Here is a 13,873-nt window from a genome sequence, read left to right as displayed (position 1 = left end):
AGGTCGAGCAGCGCCGCAGGCGCGTATCGAGACCCGCGTGCCCGTTCGTCGGACCGTCGGCGTCAGCCCTCCGGAGGCTCCCATCCGTTGTCGCGGCAGGCGTCCGCGAAGGCGGCCGACGCGGTGGCGGAGCCGGCCTCGTCATCGGAGTCGAGCGCCGCCGTCATCGCGGCCGACGCGCTCCGGAGCTCCGCCGGATCCTCGCCCGTCAGCAGCTCCGCGATGGTCTCGACGCTGCGATCGCGCCGCTCCTCCAGCCGCCCCCCGCTCACCCAGTCGGCGTGATGATTGCAGGCGTCGGTCGCGGATGCGGAGAGGCCGGGCGCACAGCCCGCCAGCGCGAGCACCAGAGCGCTCGCCACTCCGGCCCGCGCGCCGAGTCGCCCGAGACGGCGCGTTCTCGCGGCGTGTCGGGAGCCGTTCCGGGCAGCTGAGCGCGGACTCACGCCGGCAGCAGGCCGATGATCACCGACATCACGAGGATCGTCACGAGCTCGTGCGTGACGTTGAGGATCGTGAGCTTCGCGGGGCGGCCCTCGAAGGCGTCGTGGGTGATCATCCGGGCCGCGGTGAAGCCGACGAAGAGGAACAGGCCGGTGATCAGCGAGTTCGCGAACCAGCTGCCGCCGTAGAAGGCGTGCGCGATGTCGACGCAGCCGGCCAGGACCAGCGCGGTGACGAGGCTGACGACGAGCGTCACCAGGATCGGCACCACCGCGCTGCGGGTCCGCATGCTCTCGTCGGTGATGCCGGTGAGGCGCATCCAGAGCGTGCCGAAGACCTTCGGGGTGTACCAGACCGAGCCGACGATCATCGTCGAGAGGGTGGCGAGGGCGACGGCCCAGGGGTTGATGTCGGGGACCACGGCGGGCCTTCCTCGAGGGGCGCCGCGGGGTCGGCGCGCGGCTCACACTAGCGGCGGGGTGCCGCGCCGACGAGGCCGGCTACGCCTCGATCGCGTGCGCCGTGCCGCTCACCGTGACGCCTCCGGAGGCGGGGACGTCGACGAGCAGAACGCTCGGCCGGCCGACGTGGCGGCCCTGGTGCACGACGACGCGCGCCGGAGGGGCGACGGCGCCGATCGCGCGCAGCCAGCCGCCGAGCGCGGCGGCCGCCGACCCGGTGGCGGGGTCCTCGGCCAGGGTGCCGACCGGGAAGAGGTTGCGGGTCTCGAACGCGCCGTCCGGCAGGGCGCGCGCGATCGTGATCGTGCCGCTCCAGCCGCGCGAGTCCATGAGCGCACGCATCGCCGCCGGTTCGAACGAGAACCCGTCGAAGACCGCGGCGCTCTCGAGCACGAGGATCGGATGCCGGTTGCCGGCGAACGCCTCGGCCGGCGCGAAGCGCGCGTCCAGCGCGGTGCGGTCCAGGGCCAGCAGTGCCAGGATCGCGTCCGTGTCGGCGTCCGGCAGGGGGACGACCCGGGGCTCGACGCTCGTGAAGGCGGCGAGCAGCGCGCCGTCCTCGACGCGGGTCGCGATCGCGACCTCGCCGACGGGGGTGTCGAAGACGAACGGGCCGGCTCCGTCCCGCTCCGCCAGCGCCACCGCGGTGGCGATCGTCGCGTGGCCGCAGAACGGCACCTCGGCGACGGGCGAGAAGTAGCGCATCCGGAACCGCCGCTCTCCGGTGCGCTCGGTCGCGAAGGCCGTCTCGGCGTACCCGACGTCGGCGGCGATCGCCTGCATCGCGGCGTCGTCGAGGGCGGAGGCGTCGAGCACGACGCCGGCGGGATTGCCGCCGTCGGGAGTCGCGGGGAAGGCGGCGAGGCGGAGGATCTCGGTCACGGGGTCCACCGTGGCCGATCCCGGGGCGCCGACGGTAGGGCCGATCCCGGATGCGCGGCCCGCGGGTTCCGATCCGTCGCGATCTGCCGCCGCCCATCGGCGCCGTCGACCGTCTTCGACTGGTCGACGCCCGGGCGGTCTCGGAGCCGTCAGCCCGTGAACCGAGCCGTCAGCCCGTGAACGGAGCCGTCAGCCCGTGAACGGAGCCGTCAGCCCGTGAACGGAGCCGTCAGCCCGTGAACACCGTGGAGGAGCGGCGCTCGTACCAGTGGGCGAGGTGCTCGCCGGCGCGCAGCACGTGCTCGCGCATGATGCCGGCCGCGCGGTCGTGGTCGCCCGCGACGAAGGCGTCGACGATCTCCTCGTGCTCGCGGAAGTTCTCTTCGCGGTGGCGCGAGTTCTCGCGCAGGACGAGGCCCGAGACGTTGCGCGGGAACGCGTCGTTGATCTCGACGAGCATCCGGCCGAGGCGGGTGTTGCCCGACGCCTGGTAGATCAGCCCGTGGAACTGGTCGTTGGCGCTGCCGTCGCGCTCGGTCGCGGTGCCGGCCGCTACCGCCAGCGAGCGCTCGTACATCGCGGCGTTGACGGAGCGCAGCTCGGCGATGGTCGCGTCGTCCAGCCGGTCGACGGCGCGGCGGGCGGCGAGGGACTCGAGCTCCGCGCGGACCTCGTACGCCTCCCGGACCTCCCACGGCACGGGCACGCGCACGACGGCTCCGCGGTTGGGGACGACCTCGATCAGCCCGCCGGTCTGCAGCTGGCGCAGCGCTTCGCGCACGGGGGTCCGGCTGATGCCGAACTGCGAGGCGAGGTCGGCCTGGCGCAGCGGGGCGCCGATGGGGATCTCGCCGGACATGATCTTGGCGCGGATGCGGGCCGCGAGATCGTCCACGAGTGCGTTGTCGCCCTGGGTGGTCACGTCGTGATCCCCTCTGATCGGACGGCCGCGAGCTCGGCCGGGATCCAATCATGACACTCGATGGATCCCTTCTCCGAGTCGTCGACGGCCTCGGAGCCCTCCGATGACGCGGTTCGTTGACCGGGTGGATCCGCAGCGCCTACGATTGGATCCAATCAGGAGCGATCATGCTCCTCTCGACCACGAGCAGGAGGCCGGTGTGACCGCACTGCTCGTCGTCGTCCTGCTCGCGGCGCTCGCGTCCCTCGCCCTGGGCGTCGCCGGTCGCCGGAGGATCGGCCGCACCTGGCTCGTCGCCGAGGTCGCGATGGTCGCGGCGATGCTCGACGTGCACGTTCCCGCCCTGCATCTCGTCCCCCCTCCGCTCTGGTCGCTCCTGCTGGCGGGATGCGCGGTGACCGCCGCCCTCGTCGACCGGATCCGCCGGAATCGCGGCACGGCCCGTCGCCACGCCACCGACGCCCTGCACGGCGTCGGCATGCTGCTCGCGGCGGGGCTCGTGCTGCTGTCGGCGGCACCCGTCGCCACGCCCGACGCGCACGCGCACTCCTCCCTCGCCCTGCCGCTCGCACTCGGGGTGGCCGCCTACTCCCGTCGTCGCGGCGCGCACCGCCCTCGCCGACCGGACCGACCGCCTCGACACCGCCCGCCGCCTCGCCTCCCTCGCCGGGATCGTCGCGATGGGCGCGATGTCCGTCGCGTGACTCCGCCCGCCCCCACGCCCTCAATCCGAGAAGGACACGCCGCATGATCATCGACGCCTACAACACCACCCAGGACCGCCGCGGTCGCAGCGACTACCTCAGCGGAGTCCGCCCTGGCGAGCAGCCGCCGGCCTACACGCCGTTCGACCCGAAGCGGATCCTCGACCGGATGGACGCGGCGGGCGTGGACCGGGCGATGGTCTGCTCGCTCGCCCAGGGCATCGAGAACGACTTCCTGATCGACCTCGTCGCGGCCCACCCCGACCGGCTCTTCGGCTTCGGCCAGGTGATGCCGCAGTGGGAGAACGCGGTCGACGAGATCCGCCGCGCTTCGCCGCGGCGGGCCTGGTCGGGCTGAAGCTGCACCCGAGCCTGCACGGCTACCACGTGGCCGACCACGGTCTGCTCGATCCGCTCTTCGCCGTCTGCGAGGAGCTCGGACTGCCGGTGCTCATCAACGCCCTCGACGACGCGTTCTGCGCGCCCTTCGCCATCGAGGAGATCGCCAAGGGCTTCCCAGGAGTGCCGACGATCATCGCCCACATGGGAGCGGTGTGGAACGTCCCCGAGGCGATCATCGTCGCCGAGCGCAACCCGCACATCTACCTCGAGACGTCGGCGACGCTGATGTCGGACGTGAAGCGCGCCTACGCGCGGCTGGGCGCCGAGAAGATCCTGCTGGGCTCGGAGTGGCCCGGCAGCGATTTCGACCTCGAGCGGATGAAGATCGCCAAGGCGATCCCGGACGAGGCCGACCGCGCGCTGGTCGAGGGCGGCAACATGGCGCGGATCCTGGGCTGGTCGTGAGCGCCGACCGGCCGGTCCTCGACGGGCCGCCCGAGGCGATGGGCGAGGGCGACCGCGAGCTGCTGGCCATCGCGTCGGGGCTGCTCGACAGGCTCTACGCCGAGCGGATCCACGAGGTGGCGGCCGCCCTGCGCCTCGCGGACGGCCGCGTGGTCACAGGGCTGCACGTCGAGGCCGGCGCGGGGCGCGCCTCCGTCTGCGCGGAGTCGGCGGCACTGAGCGCCGCGGTCGTCGCCGGGTCCCCGATCGTCTCGATCGTGGGCGTGCTGCAGCGACCCGGAGGGAGCAGGCACCTGATCGAGCCGTGCGGCGTCTGCGCCGAGCTGCTCGGCGACCACGCGGCCCGGGCGCGGGTGTGGGTGGCCGTGGGCGACGCCTTCGCGCCGGTGCCGGTCGCCGAGCTGCTGCCGTTCCGGCGCCGGCAGGCGGCGCGACCTGTTCTGACCGGAGCGCGCTTCGCAGAGGCTCCTCCACATCCCGAACAAGCCGAGGTTTTACCTCGGTGAAACAGTGCCGACCTGCGCCGGAACGCTCCGGATCCGAGAATGACCGGGCGGACGAGGGCGGGTCACCACCCCGTTCCGCCGGAGTCGCGGGGGCACCTCACCCGACTCCGCGCACCACCGGAAGGATCCACCCGCATGCTCGCCGTCTCCGGCACCCCCGTCCTCGTCGTCGTCGACATCCAAGGCGGTGCCGCTTCGACGGCGCCGACGCCCGGCATCCCCGTGATGAGCGGGAGGCAGGAGCGGGCGCCGCGCGTGCGCGATCTGATCGCCCACTGCCGGAGCAGTGGAGTGCCCGTGGTCTTCATCCAGGAGGTGCACAAGCGCGATCTCGTCGACATCGGTCGCGAGCTCGACGGGGCCGAGGGCCCGCACCGTCCTCGAGGGTGATCCGGCGACGGAGCTGGCCTCGTGGCTCGAGCCGCGGCCCGAGGAGTTCGTGATCCGCAAGCGCCGCTACTCCGCCTTCTTCGGCACGGAGCTCGAGATCGTGCTGAAGGCCTACCGCGCCGGCACGCTGCTGCTGGTCGGCGGCCTCACCGACGTCTGCATCCACTACACGGCGGCCGATGCGCACCAGCACGACTACGCGGTGCGCGTGCTGACCGACTGCGTGGCGGGCTCGAGCGAGCGGGCGCACGACGCCGCGCTCGAGGCGATCCAGTACCTGCAGCGCGACGCGCTGGTCACGGCCGCCGACGTGCACGACTGGCTCGATGGCCGTGGCTGAGGCGCGGATCCTGATCGGCCGCATCCGCACGATGGATCCGGAGCGCCCGGTCGCCGAGGCGCTCCTGGTCGTCGGCGAGCGGATCGGAGCCGTCGGCTCGGTCGAGGAGGTCCGGGCGGCCGCTCCGGCCGGCGCCCGCGAGGAGGTGCTCGAGGGCGTGCTGCTCCCGGGCTTCATCGACGCGCACTCCCACGCTCAGCGAGCGGGACTGAAGGCGCTGCAGCTCCTCGACGAGGGGGCCGACGCGGCCGCCTTCTCGGCGGCGATGCTGGCCGACGCGGACGCCGATCCGGACGCTCCCGACTGGCTCGGCGGTACTCCGCCCACCCCCGCCGATCGGCGCGCGGCGCCGCTGCGCGTGCAGCCGCTCCTGCACGCGATGGGGATCACCGGAGTGATCGATCCCGCCGTCACGCTCGACGAGCTGGCCGCCTACCGCGAGGCGCACAGCCGGGGCGAGCTCAGCCTGCGGGTGGTGGCGATGCCCTGGCCGCAGCTCGGGTCGGACGCCGTGCCCGGGGTCGACGAGGCGCTCGCGGTGCTCGCGGGGATCGACGGGAGTCACAAGCGACGGCGACGACCGGCTGCGCCTCGGGCCGATCAAGGTCTACTACGACGGCGAGGGCATGAAGGGGCAGGCGCTGCTCGAGGAGGCCTGGCCGGGCGGCGACCACGGCGTCCAGCGCCTGGCGACCGCGGAGTTCGCGCGGCTCGCCGCGGCCTGCGTCGCCGCGGGCTGGGGGCTGGGCGTGCACGCCGTCGGCAGCCGGGCGGTCGCCGAGGTGCTCGACGCGCTCGAGGACGCCGCACCCGCCGAGGTGCTCGAGCCGCTGCGCTGCCAGCTCATCCACGCGTACCTCGAGCCCTCCGCCGCGAGCCTCGAGCGAGCCGCCAGCCTCGGCGTCGTCGCGTCCCTGCAGCCCTCCATCGCCTGGAGCAACGCCGCAGGCCTCGCCCGGCGGCTGGGGGAGCGGGTCGAGGAGGTCAATCCGATGCGGGCCTGGCACGACGCGGGCGCGGTGATCGCGATGGGCTCCGACGCCCCGTACTTCCCGTTCGATCCGCGGGCGCTCGTCGCGATGGCGGCGGGCGGGCGGATGCGCGGCCTCGTGAGGCCCGTGGGCGGCGCCCAGGCGCTCTCGGTGCAGGAGGCCGTGGAGGCCTGCACGCGCGGGCCGCGCACGCCTCGTTCTCCGAGGCTTCCCGAGGCGTGCTCCGCACGGGGTTCCTCGCCGATCTGGTCGAGCTGGACGTCGATCCGCTCTCGTGCACGCCGGACGGGTTCGGCGCCGCGCGGGTGCTGCGGACGGAGGTCGGAGGCGTGCTCGTCCACTCGGTGTCTCGGCAGATGTAATCCAGACGAAACACAATTGGATGCGGTCCCGGTTACATTGGATCCAAGTTGAAGAGACGGGCCCTGCCTCGTCCTGCCTCGACCCCGGCCGCGCGGGCTCCGCCCGCGGCCCCCTGATCCGCCCCGACGCACCACCCGAATCCCCTGGAGGACAGCACCATGGTCAGGAAGAGCATGCTCGGCGGTGTCGCGCTCGCGGCGATCGCGAGTCTCGCGCTCAGCGCCTGCGGGACCTCGAGCGCCGAGCCCGACGCCGACGCTCCCGCGCCCGACACGATCAACGCGGAGCTCTGGTACGCGCCCGCCACCTTCGACCCCGCGAAGGCCTCGGCCGACGCCGACGTCACGGTCGCCCGACTCGGCTTCGACACCCTGCTCCGCCAGGGCGAGACCGAGGGCTACATCGGCGGTCTCGCCACCGAGTGGGAGTCGCTCTCGGCCTTGGACTACGTCTTCACCCTGCGCGACGACGCCACCTGCGCCGACGGCACTCCCATCACGCCGACCGTCGTCGCCGACTCCTTCGAGTACCTCACCGGCCTCGAGGACGCGGGAGCCCAGACCTGGAAGAACCAGGCGTTCGGCTCCGGAGACGCGACCTTCACCGCGGACGACGCCGCAGGGACGCTCACCGTCGCGCTCAGCGAGCCCTACTCCCAGCTGCTGGGCGGCATGACCCGCCCGGGCACCGGCATCATCTGCCCCGCCGGCCTCGCCGACCCCGAGGGCCTCGCCGCGGGCACGGTCGACGGAGCCTGGTCCGGTCCGTACACGCTCTCGGACCTCTCGGCCGGAGTCAGCGCGAGCTACACCCTGCGCGACGACTACGACGCCTGGCCCGCCTGGGAGGAAGTCGAGGGCGTCCCCGCGACGACCATCAACCTCACGGTGCAGTCCGACTCGAACACGAGCGCGAAGACCTGCTCGAGTCCGGCGGCGTCGACCTCGCCCGCTTCTACGACTCCAACGCGCTGCGCTTCGAGAGCGACGACGCATACACCACGGTGACCTTCGCCAGCTCGGCCTACAACCTCGTCTTCAACGAGGCGGCCGGCCTCGGATCGGTCTTCGAGGGGAACCAGGAGCTGCGCGAGGCCGTCGCCCAGGCCATCGACACCGAGGGCTTCAACGCCGCCGGCCTCGACGGTCTCGGAGTGCCGCAGTACACGGTCAACGCGGCGTCCTACCGCTGCGCCCTCGACGACGAGTCGCTGGTGCAGGAGTACGACCCCGCCGCGGCGGCGTCCGCGCTGACCGGGCAGAGCATCCGCCTGCTGATCATGTCGAACTGGGACCCGGCCGCCGACTTCCTCGCGGAGTCGCTGCGCGCCGCCGGAGCGACGGTCACGGTCTCGGCTCCCGACCCCGCCGACTGGACCAAGCAGATGCGCACCGAGCCCGGCACCTGGGACGCCGCGGTCGCGGCCGAGAACGCCGGCCCCGGTCTGATCCACACCTCCATCGCGCGCTACCTCGGCCCGACCTACGCCGAGGGCGGCACGAACGTGTCCTCGAGCGTCAACCCCGAGGGTGTCGCGCTCTACGACGCGGCGATGGCCGCGTCCGACCCCGACACGCAGTGCGAGAACCTGCTCGCGGCCCAGGAGACGATCCTCGAGCGCGCCGACATGACGCCGCTGATCACGGACACGCACCGCTACGTCGCCCGCTCCGGCTTCGCCACGTACGTGTTCTCGGGCTACTGGGACCCGTCGGCCATGCGCATCACGGCCTGATCCGACCCGGGACGCCCCGGCCGCCGTGCCGGGGCGTCCCTCCGTCCCCGTTCCCCGACCCACCGTCCGCCCCGCACGACGAGGAGACACAGCGATGAGCACCACGACCGCCGCGGCACCCGTGCCCGGCCCGGGCGACGTCGTCCGCGCCGCGAGCCTGACCGGAGCGTGGCGCCGATTCCTCCTGCGCCGCGGGCTCGGTCTGCTGGTCAACCTCGCACTCCTCGTGCTGGTGACCTTCCTGATCGTGCAGCTGATCCCGGGCGACCCGGCGATCGCGATCGCGGGAGTCGGCCTCGCTCGAGCAGGTGGAGCTCGTGCGCACGCAGCTCGGCCTCGACCAGCCGGTGCTCGTGCAGCTGTGGACCTACCTCGCGCAGGTGGTGCAGGGCGACTTCGGCGACTCCTACCGGTACCGCATCCCCGCGATGGACCTGGTCATGACCGCCATGCCGTACACGCTGTCGATCACGCTGGCCGCGGTCCTGCTCCTGCTGATCCTGGGTCTCGCGCTCGGCACGGCGGTCGGAGTCGCCACCCGCGGCGACCGGCGCCGCTGGCTCGACGTGCTGTTCAGCACGGTGACCGGCCTCGTCTCCTCGATCCCCACCTACGTGCTCGCGACGGGCTTCGTCGTGGTCTTCGCGGTGCTGCTGAAGGTGCTGCCGCCCGCCTACTCGCCGGCCTACGGGTTCGGCACTGCTGCGATCCTCCCGATCGCCTCGCTGACCATCGGAGGGACCTGCTCCGTCGCCAGGATCGTGCGCCGCGAGACGGCCGTGATCCTCGAGCAGGACTACATGCGCACCGCCCGCGGCTGGCGCCTGCCCGCGCTCACGCTCTACGCGAAGCACATGCTGCCCAACCTGCTCACGACGGCCCTGACGCTCTCGGGCATCATCCTCACGGCCCTGCTGGGCTCCGCCCTGATCACCGAGGCGGTCTTCGCCTGGCCGGGCCTGGGCGGCGTGATCGTGCAGGCGATCGCGATCGACAAGGACTACCCGGTGATCCGGGCGGCGGTCTTCGTCATCGGGCTGATCTCGCTCGTCATCACCCTCGTGATCGACATCGTCCTGGGTCTCATCGACCCGCGCACCCTCGGAGAGCAGCGTGGCTGAGTCCCTCCCCGCCGTCCGCGCCCTGACCGATCGGCCCTGCGCGTTCCGCTGGAACGCGGGCCTCGTCGCGGGCCTCTCGATCCTCGGCGTGATCGCGCTCACCGCGATCATCGCCCTGATCGCCCTGCAGGCCCAGGCCACCGGCCTCGGCGGCTCGCCCAGCCAGGGGTCCTCCGCCGATCATCCGCTCGGCACCGACACCCTCGGCCGCGACATGCTCGCCCGCACGCTGGTCAGCGACGCGCTCGACCGTGCTCATGGCGCTCGCCGCGACCGTGCTGTCGGCCCTCGCGGGCATCGCCCTCGGGATCGGCGTGTGGCTCGCGCCGCGCCGCGTCCGCGAGCTCGGGCTGCGCGCCATCGAGCTCGCCGTCAGCTACCCGACCATGCTCGTCGCGATCATCGTCGCCGCGATCCTCGGGCAGGGAGTGGTTCAGGTGGTGGTCGCGATCGCGGTCGCGAACGTCGCCGGATTCGCGCGGCTCACCGCCAACCTCAGCCGCGAAGATCGCGTCGAGCGAGTACGTGACGACGGCGCGGCTGATGGGCGTGCCCGCGCACCTGATCGCCGTGCGCCACGTGCTGCCGAACATGTCCGAGCCGACGCTGATCCTCATCGCGGGGGCCTTCTCGGGGGCGCTGGTCGAGATCTCCGGCCTCTCGTTCATCGGACTCGGGGCCCAGACGCCGGCCTTCGACTGGGGCACGCTGCTCAACGACGGGCTCAGCCGCATCTCGGTGAACCCGGTCGTGATCCTCGGCCCGGCGATCGCGCTGACCCTCGCCTCCTTCGCAGCGCTGCTCGTCGGCGACGGCCTCGCCGCGGCCGCCAACCCGCGCTCGAACACCACCCGCGCCCGCATGGTGCGCGGCGAGGGAAGCGAGCACCCTCGCCGTCGAGCACGACGCGGTGCTCGTGGCCGACGGCATCACCGTGAGGCACGGGGCCACCGGCCGCGAACTGGTCTCCGACCTCTCCTTCACGATCCGCCGGGGCGAGGTCCTCGGCATCGTCGGCGAGTCCGGCTCGGGCAAGTCGCTGACGGCGTCGGTCGTCGCCAAGCTCCTCGGCGAGGGCCTCGAGGCGTCCGCGCGCCGCCTGGAGCTGGGCGGCACCGACCTGCTGGGCCCCGTCCCCGACCGGGTGCTGGCCGCGAAGATCGGGCTGATCTACCAGGACCCCGGGACCGCGCTGAACCCGGCCCTGGTGCTCGGCACCCAGCTCACCGACGTCCTCCGCATCCGCCTGCCGGCACACCCGCCGGGCGGCCCTCGATCTGCTCCTGCGCGGGTTCCGCTCCGTCCTGCTGTCCGACCCGGAGGGGCGGCTGCGGCAGTACCCGCACCAGCTCTCCGGAGGGATGAAGCAGCGCGCCATGATCGCCTCGGCGATGAGCGCGCACCCCGATCTGCTCATCGCCGACGAGCCCACCACCGCGCTGGACGTGACCGTGCAGCGGGAGGTCCTGACCGTGCTCAAGAGGCTCAACGACGAGTCGGGCACCGCGGTGCTGTTCATCTCGCACGACCTCGGCGTCGTCCGGGCGCTGTGCGACCGCGTGCTCGTGATGAAGGACGGCCGGGTCGTCGAGCGCATCGACGACATCGCCCACCTGTCGGAGGACACCGTGACGCATCCGTACACCCGCCAGCTGCTCGCGGCGACCCCGGTGGTGCACGCCGTCGAGGCGCCGGGCGCCGCCGCCGCCGTCGCGGCACCGGGCACGGCACCCGCCGCTGCATCCGAGGAGGTCCGCCCGTGAGCGCCATGGTCGAGATCCACGGCCTGGACGTCTCGTTCGGCGCGACCCGCGTGCTGCACGGGATCGACCTGGTGCTCGAGCGCGGCCGCACGGTCGGCGTCGTCGGCGAGTCCGGCTCGGGCAAGTCGACGCTCGCGAAGGTCCTCGTCGGCTCGGTCAAGGCGGAGTCCGGCAGCGCGAGCATCGACGGCCTCGACGTCGTCGGGGCGAGCCGCTCGGCTCTGCACGCCTCGCGCCGGCGCACGCAGATGATCCCGCAGGACCCCTACTCGTCGCTCTCGCCGCGGCGCACCATCGCGCAGACGCTGGCCGAGGCGATCGACCCGGTCCGCCTCGCGGGTCGCGCGCCACGAGGAGCTCATCGTCTCGTGGCTCGAGCGCGTCGGCCTCACCGCCGACATGCGCCACCGCTACCCGCACGAGTTCTCCGGCGGCCAGCGCCAACGCGTCGCCGTGGCGCGCGGACTGATCATCGATCCCGCGTTCGTGATCGCCGACGAGATCACCTCGGCGCTCGACGTCTCGGTGCAGGGCCAGATCCTCGATCTGCTCGCCGGCATCAAGGAGTCGCTCGGCCTCACGATGATGTTCATCTCGCACAACCTCGCCGTCGTCCAGCGGGTGAGCGACGAGGTCGTCGTGCTCTACCGCGGAGAGGTGGTCGAGGCCGGCACGGTCGAGGCCGTCTACTCCGACCCGCAGCACTGGTACACCAGGCGGCTGCTCGACGCCGACCCCGGCTCGCCCGGATTCAGCCTGGCGGGCTGACCCGGGATCGACGTCCGCCCCTCCGTCACGCCCCGTCCGTCACGCCCCCGCCACGCCCCGTCCGTCGCCGCCCGCGCACCGACGTGCGCCGCCCGCCGCGCGCACGTCCCGCACTCCGCAGAAGGAACCACCGCCATGACCGCTCGCCTGCCGCTGACCCCCGCGCCGACGGCGTCCTCCGCCTCCTCGGCGCGACGCTCCTCGACGGGACGGGGGCGCCTGCGCTGCCCGACTCCGAGGTCGAGCTCCGCGACGGAGTGATCGCCTACGCCGGTCGGCGCCGGGCCCCGAGCGACGCTCCCGCGATCGATCTGACCGGCGCGTTCCTCCTGCCCGGCTTCGTCGACGCCCATGTGCACCTCGCGATGGTGCCGGTGCCGCCGGCCGTCCAGCGGGAGCGCTTCCCCGAGGAGGACGTGCTCGAGATCGCGGGCCTGCTCCGCCGCACCCTCGAGGCGGGAGTGACCACCGCGCGCGACCTCGACGGCCTCTCGCCGGGCTATCGGGAGGCCGTCGCGCGCGGCGCCGTCGAGGGCCCGCGCCTGCACCTCGCCCTGTCGATGCTGTCGCCGACCGGCGGCCACGCCGATCCCCAGCACCGCAACGGCAGCCTGCCGTCCTGGGCCGTGCGGCCCGGCGCTGCCTGATCGGCGTCGTCGACACCGACGAGGACGTGATCCGCATGATCCGCACGCTCGTGCGCACCGGCGCCGACGTGATCAAGGTCGCGACCTCCGGAGGACTCGGCTCGCCGAACGACGACGCCCGCGACGTCGGGATCACCGAGGAGCAGGTGCGCCTGATCGCGCGGCTCCTCGACGAGCGCGGCGGGCGGCCGATCACCGCGCACGCCCTGAGCGACGGGGCGGCGCGGGCCGCGGTCCTCGGCGGAGCGGCGAGCATCGAGCACGGCTACGACCTCAGCGACGAGACGATCGCGCTGATGCTCGAGCGCGGCACGGTGCTGGTGCCCACGCTCAGCATCCTGGTGCGGGAGTTCGACCCCGTGACCACCACGGCCGAGCGCCTCCGCCAGCGCGCGCTCCTGCGCGAGCAGGGCCTCGACTCGGTGCGCCGCGCGGTCGCGGCGGGCGTGCCGGTCGCACTCGGCACCGACGCGGGCGTGCATCCGCACGGCACCAACCTCGCCGAGCTGCAGCAGCTGGTCGCCGTCGGCCTCTCGCCGCTCGAGGCGATCACCGCCGGCACCCTCGGCGGCGCGCGCCTGCTCGGACTCGACGCGCACCTCGGCTCGGTCGAGGCGGGGAAGCTCGCCGACCTCGTCGTGACCACCGTGGATCCGCTGCGGGACGTCTCGGCGCTCGCCCATCCGGACGCGGTGCGCCTGGTGCTGCAGTCGGGTCGCGTCGTGAAGGACCTGGACCGCCGCGCCGCGTCGTGAGCGTCTCGCGGCCGCGCCTCCGGTGGGGGTGGGTCTCGATACGCCCCTGCGGGGCTGCTCGACCCGCGGAGGAGGGGCGCTCGTCGCGCTGATCCGTCGCGAACGGCTCCCCACAGTCCCGCGCGGCGACCGTTCGCGCCGGATCGTTCGCTGGCGGCGACCGTTGGTGACGGATGGACGCACGCCCGCCACCTGCTGATCGAGTAGGGCGCGCAGCGGCCGTATCGAGATCCGCCCGCAGCGGGCGTGCGCTTCGCATTGCCGCGCCTCCGT

General features: G+C 73.2%; 19 protein-coding genes and 3 pseudogenes. 18 read left to right on the top strand and 4 right to left on the bottom strand.

What is annotated here, in order from left to right:
• Positions 1-62: 62 nt before the first annotated feature.
• The 4 genes from AC0CII_RS15175 to AC0CII_RS15160 form a co-directional block, all read right to left on the bottom strand.
• Positions 63-347, bottom strand: coding sequence for a hypothetical protein (locus AC0CII_RS15175; RefSeq protein WP_465229938.1), 285 nt, complete (start codon positions 345-347; stop codon positions 63-65).
• Positions 348-442: 95 nt separating this feature from the next.
• Positions 443-865, bottom strand: a complete 423-nt coding sequence (locus tag AC0CII_RS15170) for a DUF1761 domain-containing protein (RefSeq protein ID WP_055784746.1) — start codon at positions 863-865, stop codon at positions 443-445.
• 79 nt (positions 866-944) lie between these two features.
• A complete protein-coding gene (locus tag AC0CII_RS15165; protein ID WP_465227208.1) occupies positions 945-1,787 on the bottom strand; it encodes a PhzF family phenazine biosynthesis protein in 843 nt (280 codons plus the stop codon).
• A gap of 229 nt (positions 1,788-2,016) precedes the next feature.
• Positions 2,017-2,709 (bottom strand): GntR family transcriptional regulator, encoded by a 693-nt coding sequence (locus AC0CII_RS15160; RefSeq protein WP_207403693.1) that lies wholly within the window; start codon positions 2,707-2,709, stop codon positions 2,017-2,019.
• Between the two features lie 199 nt (positions 2,710-2,908).
• Here AC0CII_RS15160 and AC0CII_RS15155 point away from each other — a divergent pair, with 199 nt between their 5' ends.
• The 18 genes and pseudogenes from AC0CII_RS15155 (at position 2,909) to AC0CII_RS15070 (ending at position 13,600) form a co-directional block, all read left to right on the top strand.
• Complete coding sequence (locus AC0CII_RS15155; protein WP_465229937.1) at positions 2,909-3,460, top strand: hypothetical protein; 552 nt, start codon at positions 2,909-2,911, stop codon at positions 3,458-3,460.
• Complete coding sequence (locus AC0CII_RS15150) at positions 3,457-3,771, top strand: hypothetical protein (protein WP_465229936.1); 315 nt, start codon at positions 3,457-3,459, stop codon at positions 3,769-3,771. The genes AC0CII_RS15155 and AC0CII_RS15150 overlap by 4 nt, the downstream gene beginning before the upstream one ends.
• Entirely contained in the window at positions 3,711-4,220 is a 510-nt protein-coding gene (locus tag AC0CII_RS15145; RefSeq protein ID WP_465229935.1) for an amidohydrolase family protein, read from the top strand. The genes AC0CII_RS15150 and AC0CII_RS15145 overlap by 61 nt, the downstream gene beginning before the upstream one ends.
• Complete coding sequence (locus AC0CII_RS15140; RefSeq protein ID WP_465229934.1) at positions 4,217-4,726, top strand: cytidine/deoxycytidylate deaminase family protein; 510 nt, start codon at positions 4,217-4,219, stop codon at positions 4,724-4,726. The genes AC0CII_RS15145 and AC0CII_RS15140 overlap by 4 nt, the downstream gene beginning before the upstream one ends.
• Before the next feature lie 135 nt (positions 4,727-4,861).
• Positions 4,862-5,116, top strand: a complete 255-nt coding sequence (locus tag AC0CII_RS15135; RefSeq protein ID WP_465229933.1) for an isochorismatase family protein — start codon at positions 4,862-4,864, stop codon at positions 5,114-5,116.
• Complete coding sequence (locus AC0CII_RS15130) at positions 5,013-5,456, top strand: cysteine hydrolase family protein (RefSeq protein WP_465229932.1); 444 nt, start codon at positions 5,013-5,015, stop codon at positions 5,454-5,456. Before AC0CII_RS15135 ends, AC0CII_RS15130 begins: the two co-directional genes overlap by 104 nt.
• A 401-nt stretch (positions 5,457-5,857) precedes the next feature.
• Positions 5,858-6,862, top strand: a complete 1,005-nt coding sequence (locus AC0CII_RS15125) for an amidohydrolase family protein (RefSeq protein ID WP_465230939.1) — start codon at positions 5,858-5,860, stop codon at positions 6,860-6,862.
• Positions 6,863-6,969: 107 nt separating this feature from the next.
• The gene (locus tag AC0CII_RS15120; protein WP_465229930.1) at positions 6,970-7,818 is read left to right on the top strand and encodes an ABC transporter substrate-binding protein; all 849 of its coding nucleotides are present in this window, start codon (positions 6,970-6,972) and stop codon (positions 7,816-7,818) included.
• Complete coding sequence (locus AC0CII_RS15115; protein WP_465230938.1) at positions 7,731-8,546, top strand: ABC transporter substrate-binding protein; 816 nt, start codon at positions 7,731-7,733, stop codon at positions 8,544-8,546. The genes AC0CII_RS15120 and AC0CII_RS15115 overlap by 88 nt, the downstream gene beginning before the upstream one ends.
• A gap of 317 nt (positions 8,547-8,863) precedes the next feature.
• A complete protein-coding gene (locus tag AC0CII_RS15110; RefSeq protein WP_465229929.1) occupies positions 8,864-9,667 on the top strand; it encodes an ABC transporter permease in 804 nt (267 codons plus the stop codon).
• Positions 9,660-10,196, top strand: coding sequence for a hypothetical protein (locus tag AC0CII_RS15105; protein ID WP_465229928.1), 537 nt, complete (start codon positions 9,660-9,662; stop codon positions 10,194-10,196). Before AC0CII_RS15110 ends, AC0CII_RS15105 begins: the two co-directional genes overlap by 8 nt.
• A 14-nt stretch (positions 10,197-10,210) precedes the next feature.
• Positions 10,211-10,447, top strand: a pseudogene (locus AC0CII_RS15100) (ABC transporter permease subunit); the annotation flags it as partial.
• A 130-nt stretch (positions 10,448-10,577) separates the two neighbouring features.
• Positions 10,578-10,814: pseudogene (locus AC0CII_RS15095) on the top strand (ATP-binding cassette domain-containing protein); the annotation flags it as partial.
• 214 nt (positions 10,815-11,028) lie between these two features.
• Positions 11,029-11,430 carry a hypothetical protein gene (locus AC0CII_RS15090; RefSeq protein WP_465229927.1) on the top strand — a complete coding sequence of 134 codons (402 nt, stop codon included), beginning with the start codon at positions 11,029-11,031 and terminating at the stop codon, positions 11,428-11,430.
• 5 nt (positions 11,431-11,435) lie between these two features.
• Positions 11,436-11,744, top strand: a pseudogene (locus AC0CII_RS15085) (ATP-binding cassette domain-containing protein); the annotation flags it as partial.
• A gap of 85 nt (positions 11,745-11,829) precedes the next feature.
• Positions 11,830-12,198 carry an ATP-binding cassette domain-containing protein gene (locus tag AC0CII_RS15080; RefSeq protein WP_465229926.1) on the top strand — a complete coding sequence of 123 codons (369 nt, stop codon included), beginning with the start codon at positions 11,830-11,832 and terminating at the stop codon, positions 12,196-12,198.
• A 135-nt stretch (positions 12,199-12,333) separates the two neighbouring features.
• A complete protein-coding gene (locus AC0CII_RS15075; RefSeq protein ID WP_465229925.1) occupies positions 12,334-12,459 on the top strand; it encodes a hypothetical protein in 126 nt (41 codons plus the stop codon).
• A 421-nt stretch (positions 12,460-12,880) separates the two neighbouring features.
• Entirely contained in the window at positions 12,881-13,600 is a 720-nt protein-coding gene (locus tag AC0CII_RS15070) for an amidohydrolase family protein (protein WP_465230937.1), read from the top strand.
• Positions 13,601-13,873 lie beyond the last annotated feature (273 nt).

Source organism: Rathayibacter sp. AC182 (genome assembly GCF_979253875.1).
Note: the sequence above shows the minus strand (reverse complement) of the source record. Positions and strands in the feature narration are given on the sequence as shown.

Excerpts from the sequence above, each read along its gene's own strand:
- AC0CII_RS15150 (WP_465229936.1), top strand. The coding sequence starts at position 3,457 with ATGATCATCGACGCCTACAACACCACCCAGGACCGCCGCGGTCGCAGC.
- AC0CII_RS15135 (WP_465229933.1), top strand. The coding sequence starts at position 4,862 with ATGCTCGCCGTCTCCGGCACCCCCGTCCTCGTCGTCGTCGACATCCAA.
- AC0CII_RS15120 (WP_465229930.1), top strand. The coding sequence starts at position 6,970 with ATGGTCAGGAAGAGCATGCTCGGCGGTGTCGCGCTCGCGGCGATCGCG.
- AC0CII_RS15090 (WP_465229927.1), top strand. The coding sequence starts at position 11,029 with ATGAAGCAGCGCGCCATGATCGCCTCGGCGATGAGCGCGCACCCCGAT.
- AC0CII_RS15080 (WP_465229926.1), top strand. The coding sequence starts at position 11,830 with ATGCGCCACCGCTACCCGCACGAGTTCTCCGGCGGCCAGCGCCAACGC.
- AC0CII_RS15075 (WP_465229925.1), top strand. The coding sequence starts at position 12,334 with ATGACCGCTCGCCTGCCGCTGACCCCCGCGCCGACGGCGTCCTCCGCC.
- AC0CII_RS15070 (WP_465230937.1), top strand. The coding sequence starts at position 12,881 with ATGATCCGCACGCTCGTGCGCACCGGCGCCGACGTGATCAAGGTCGCG.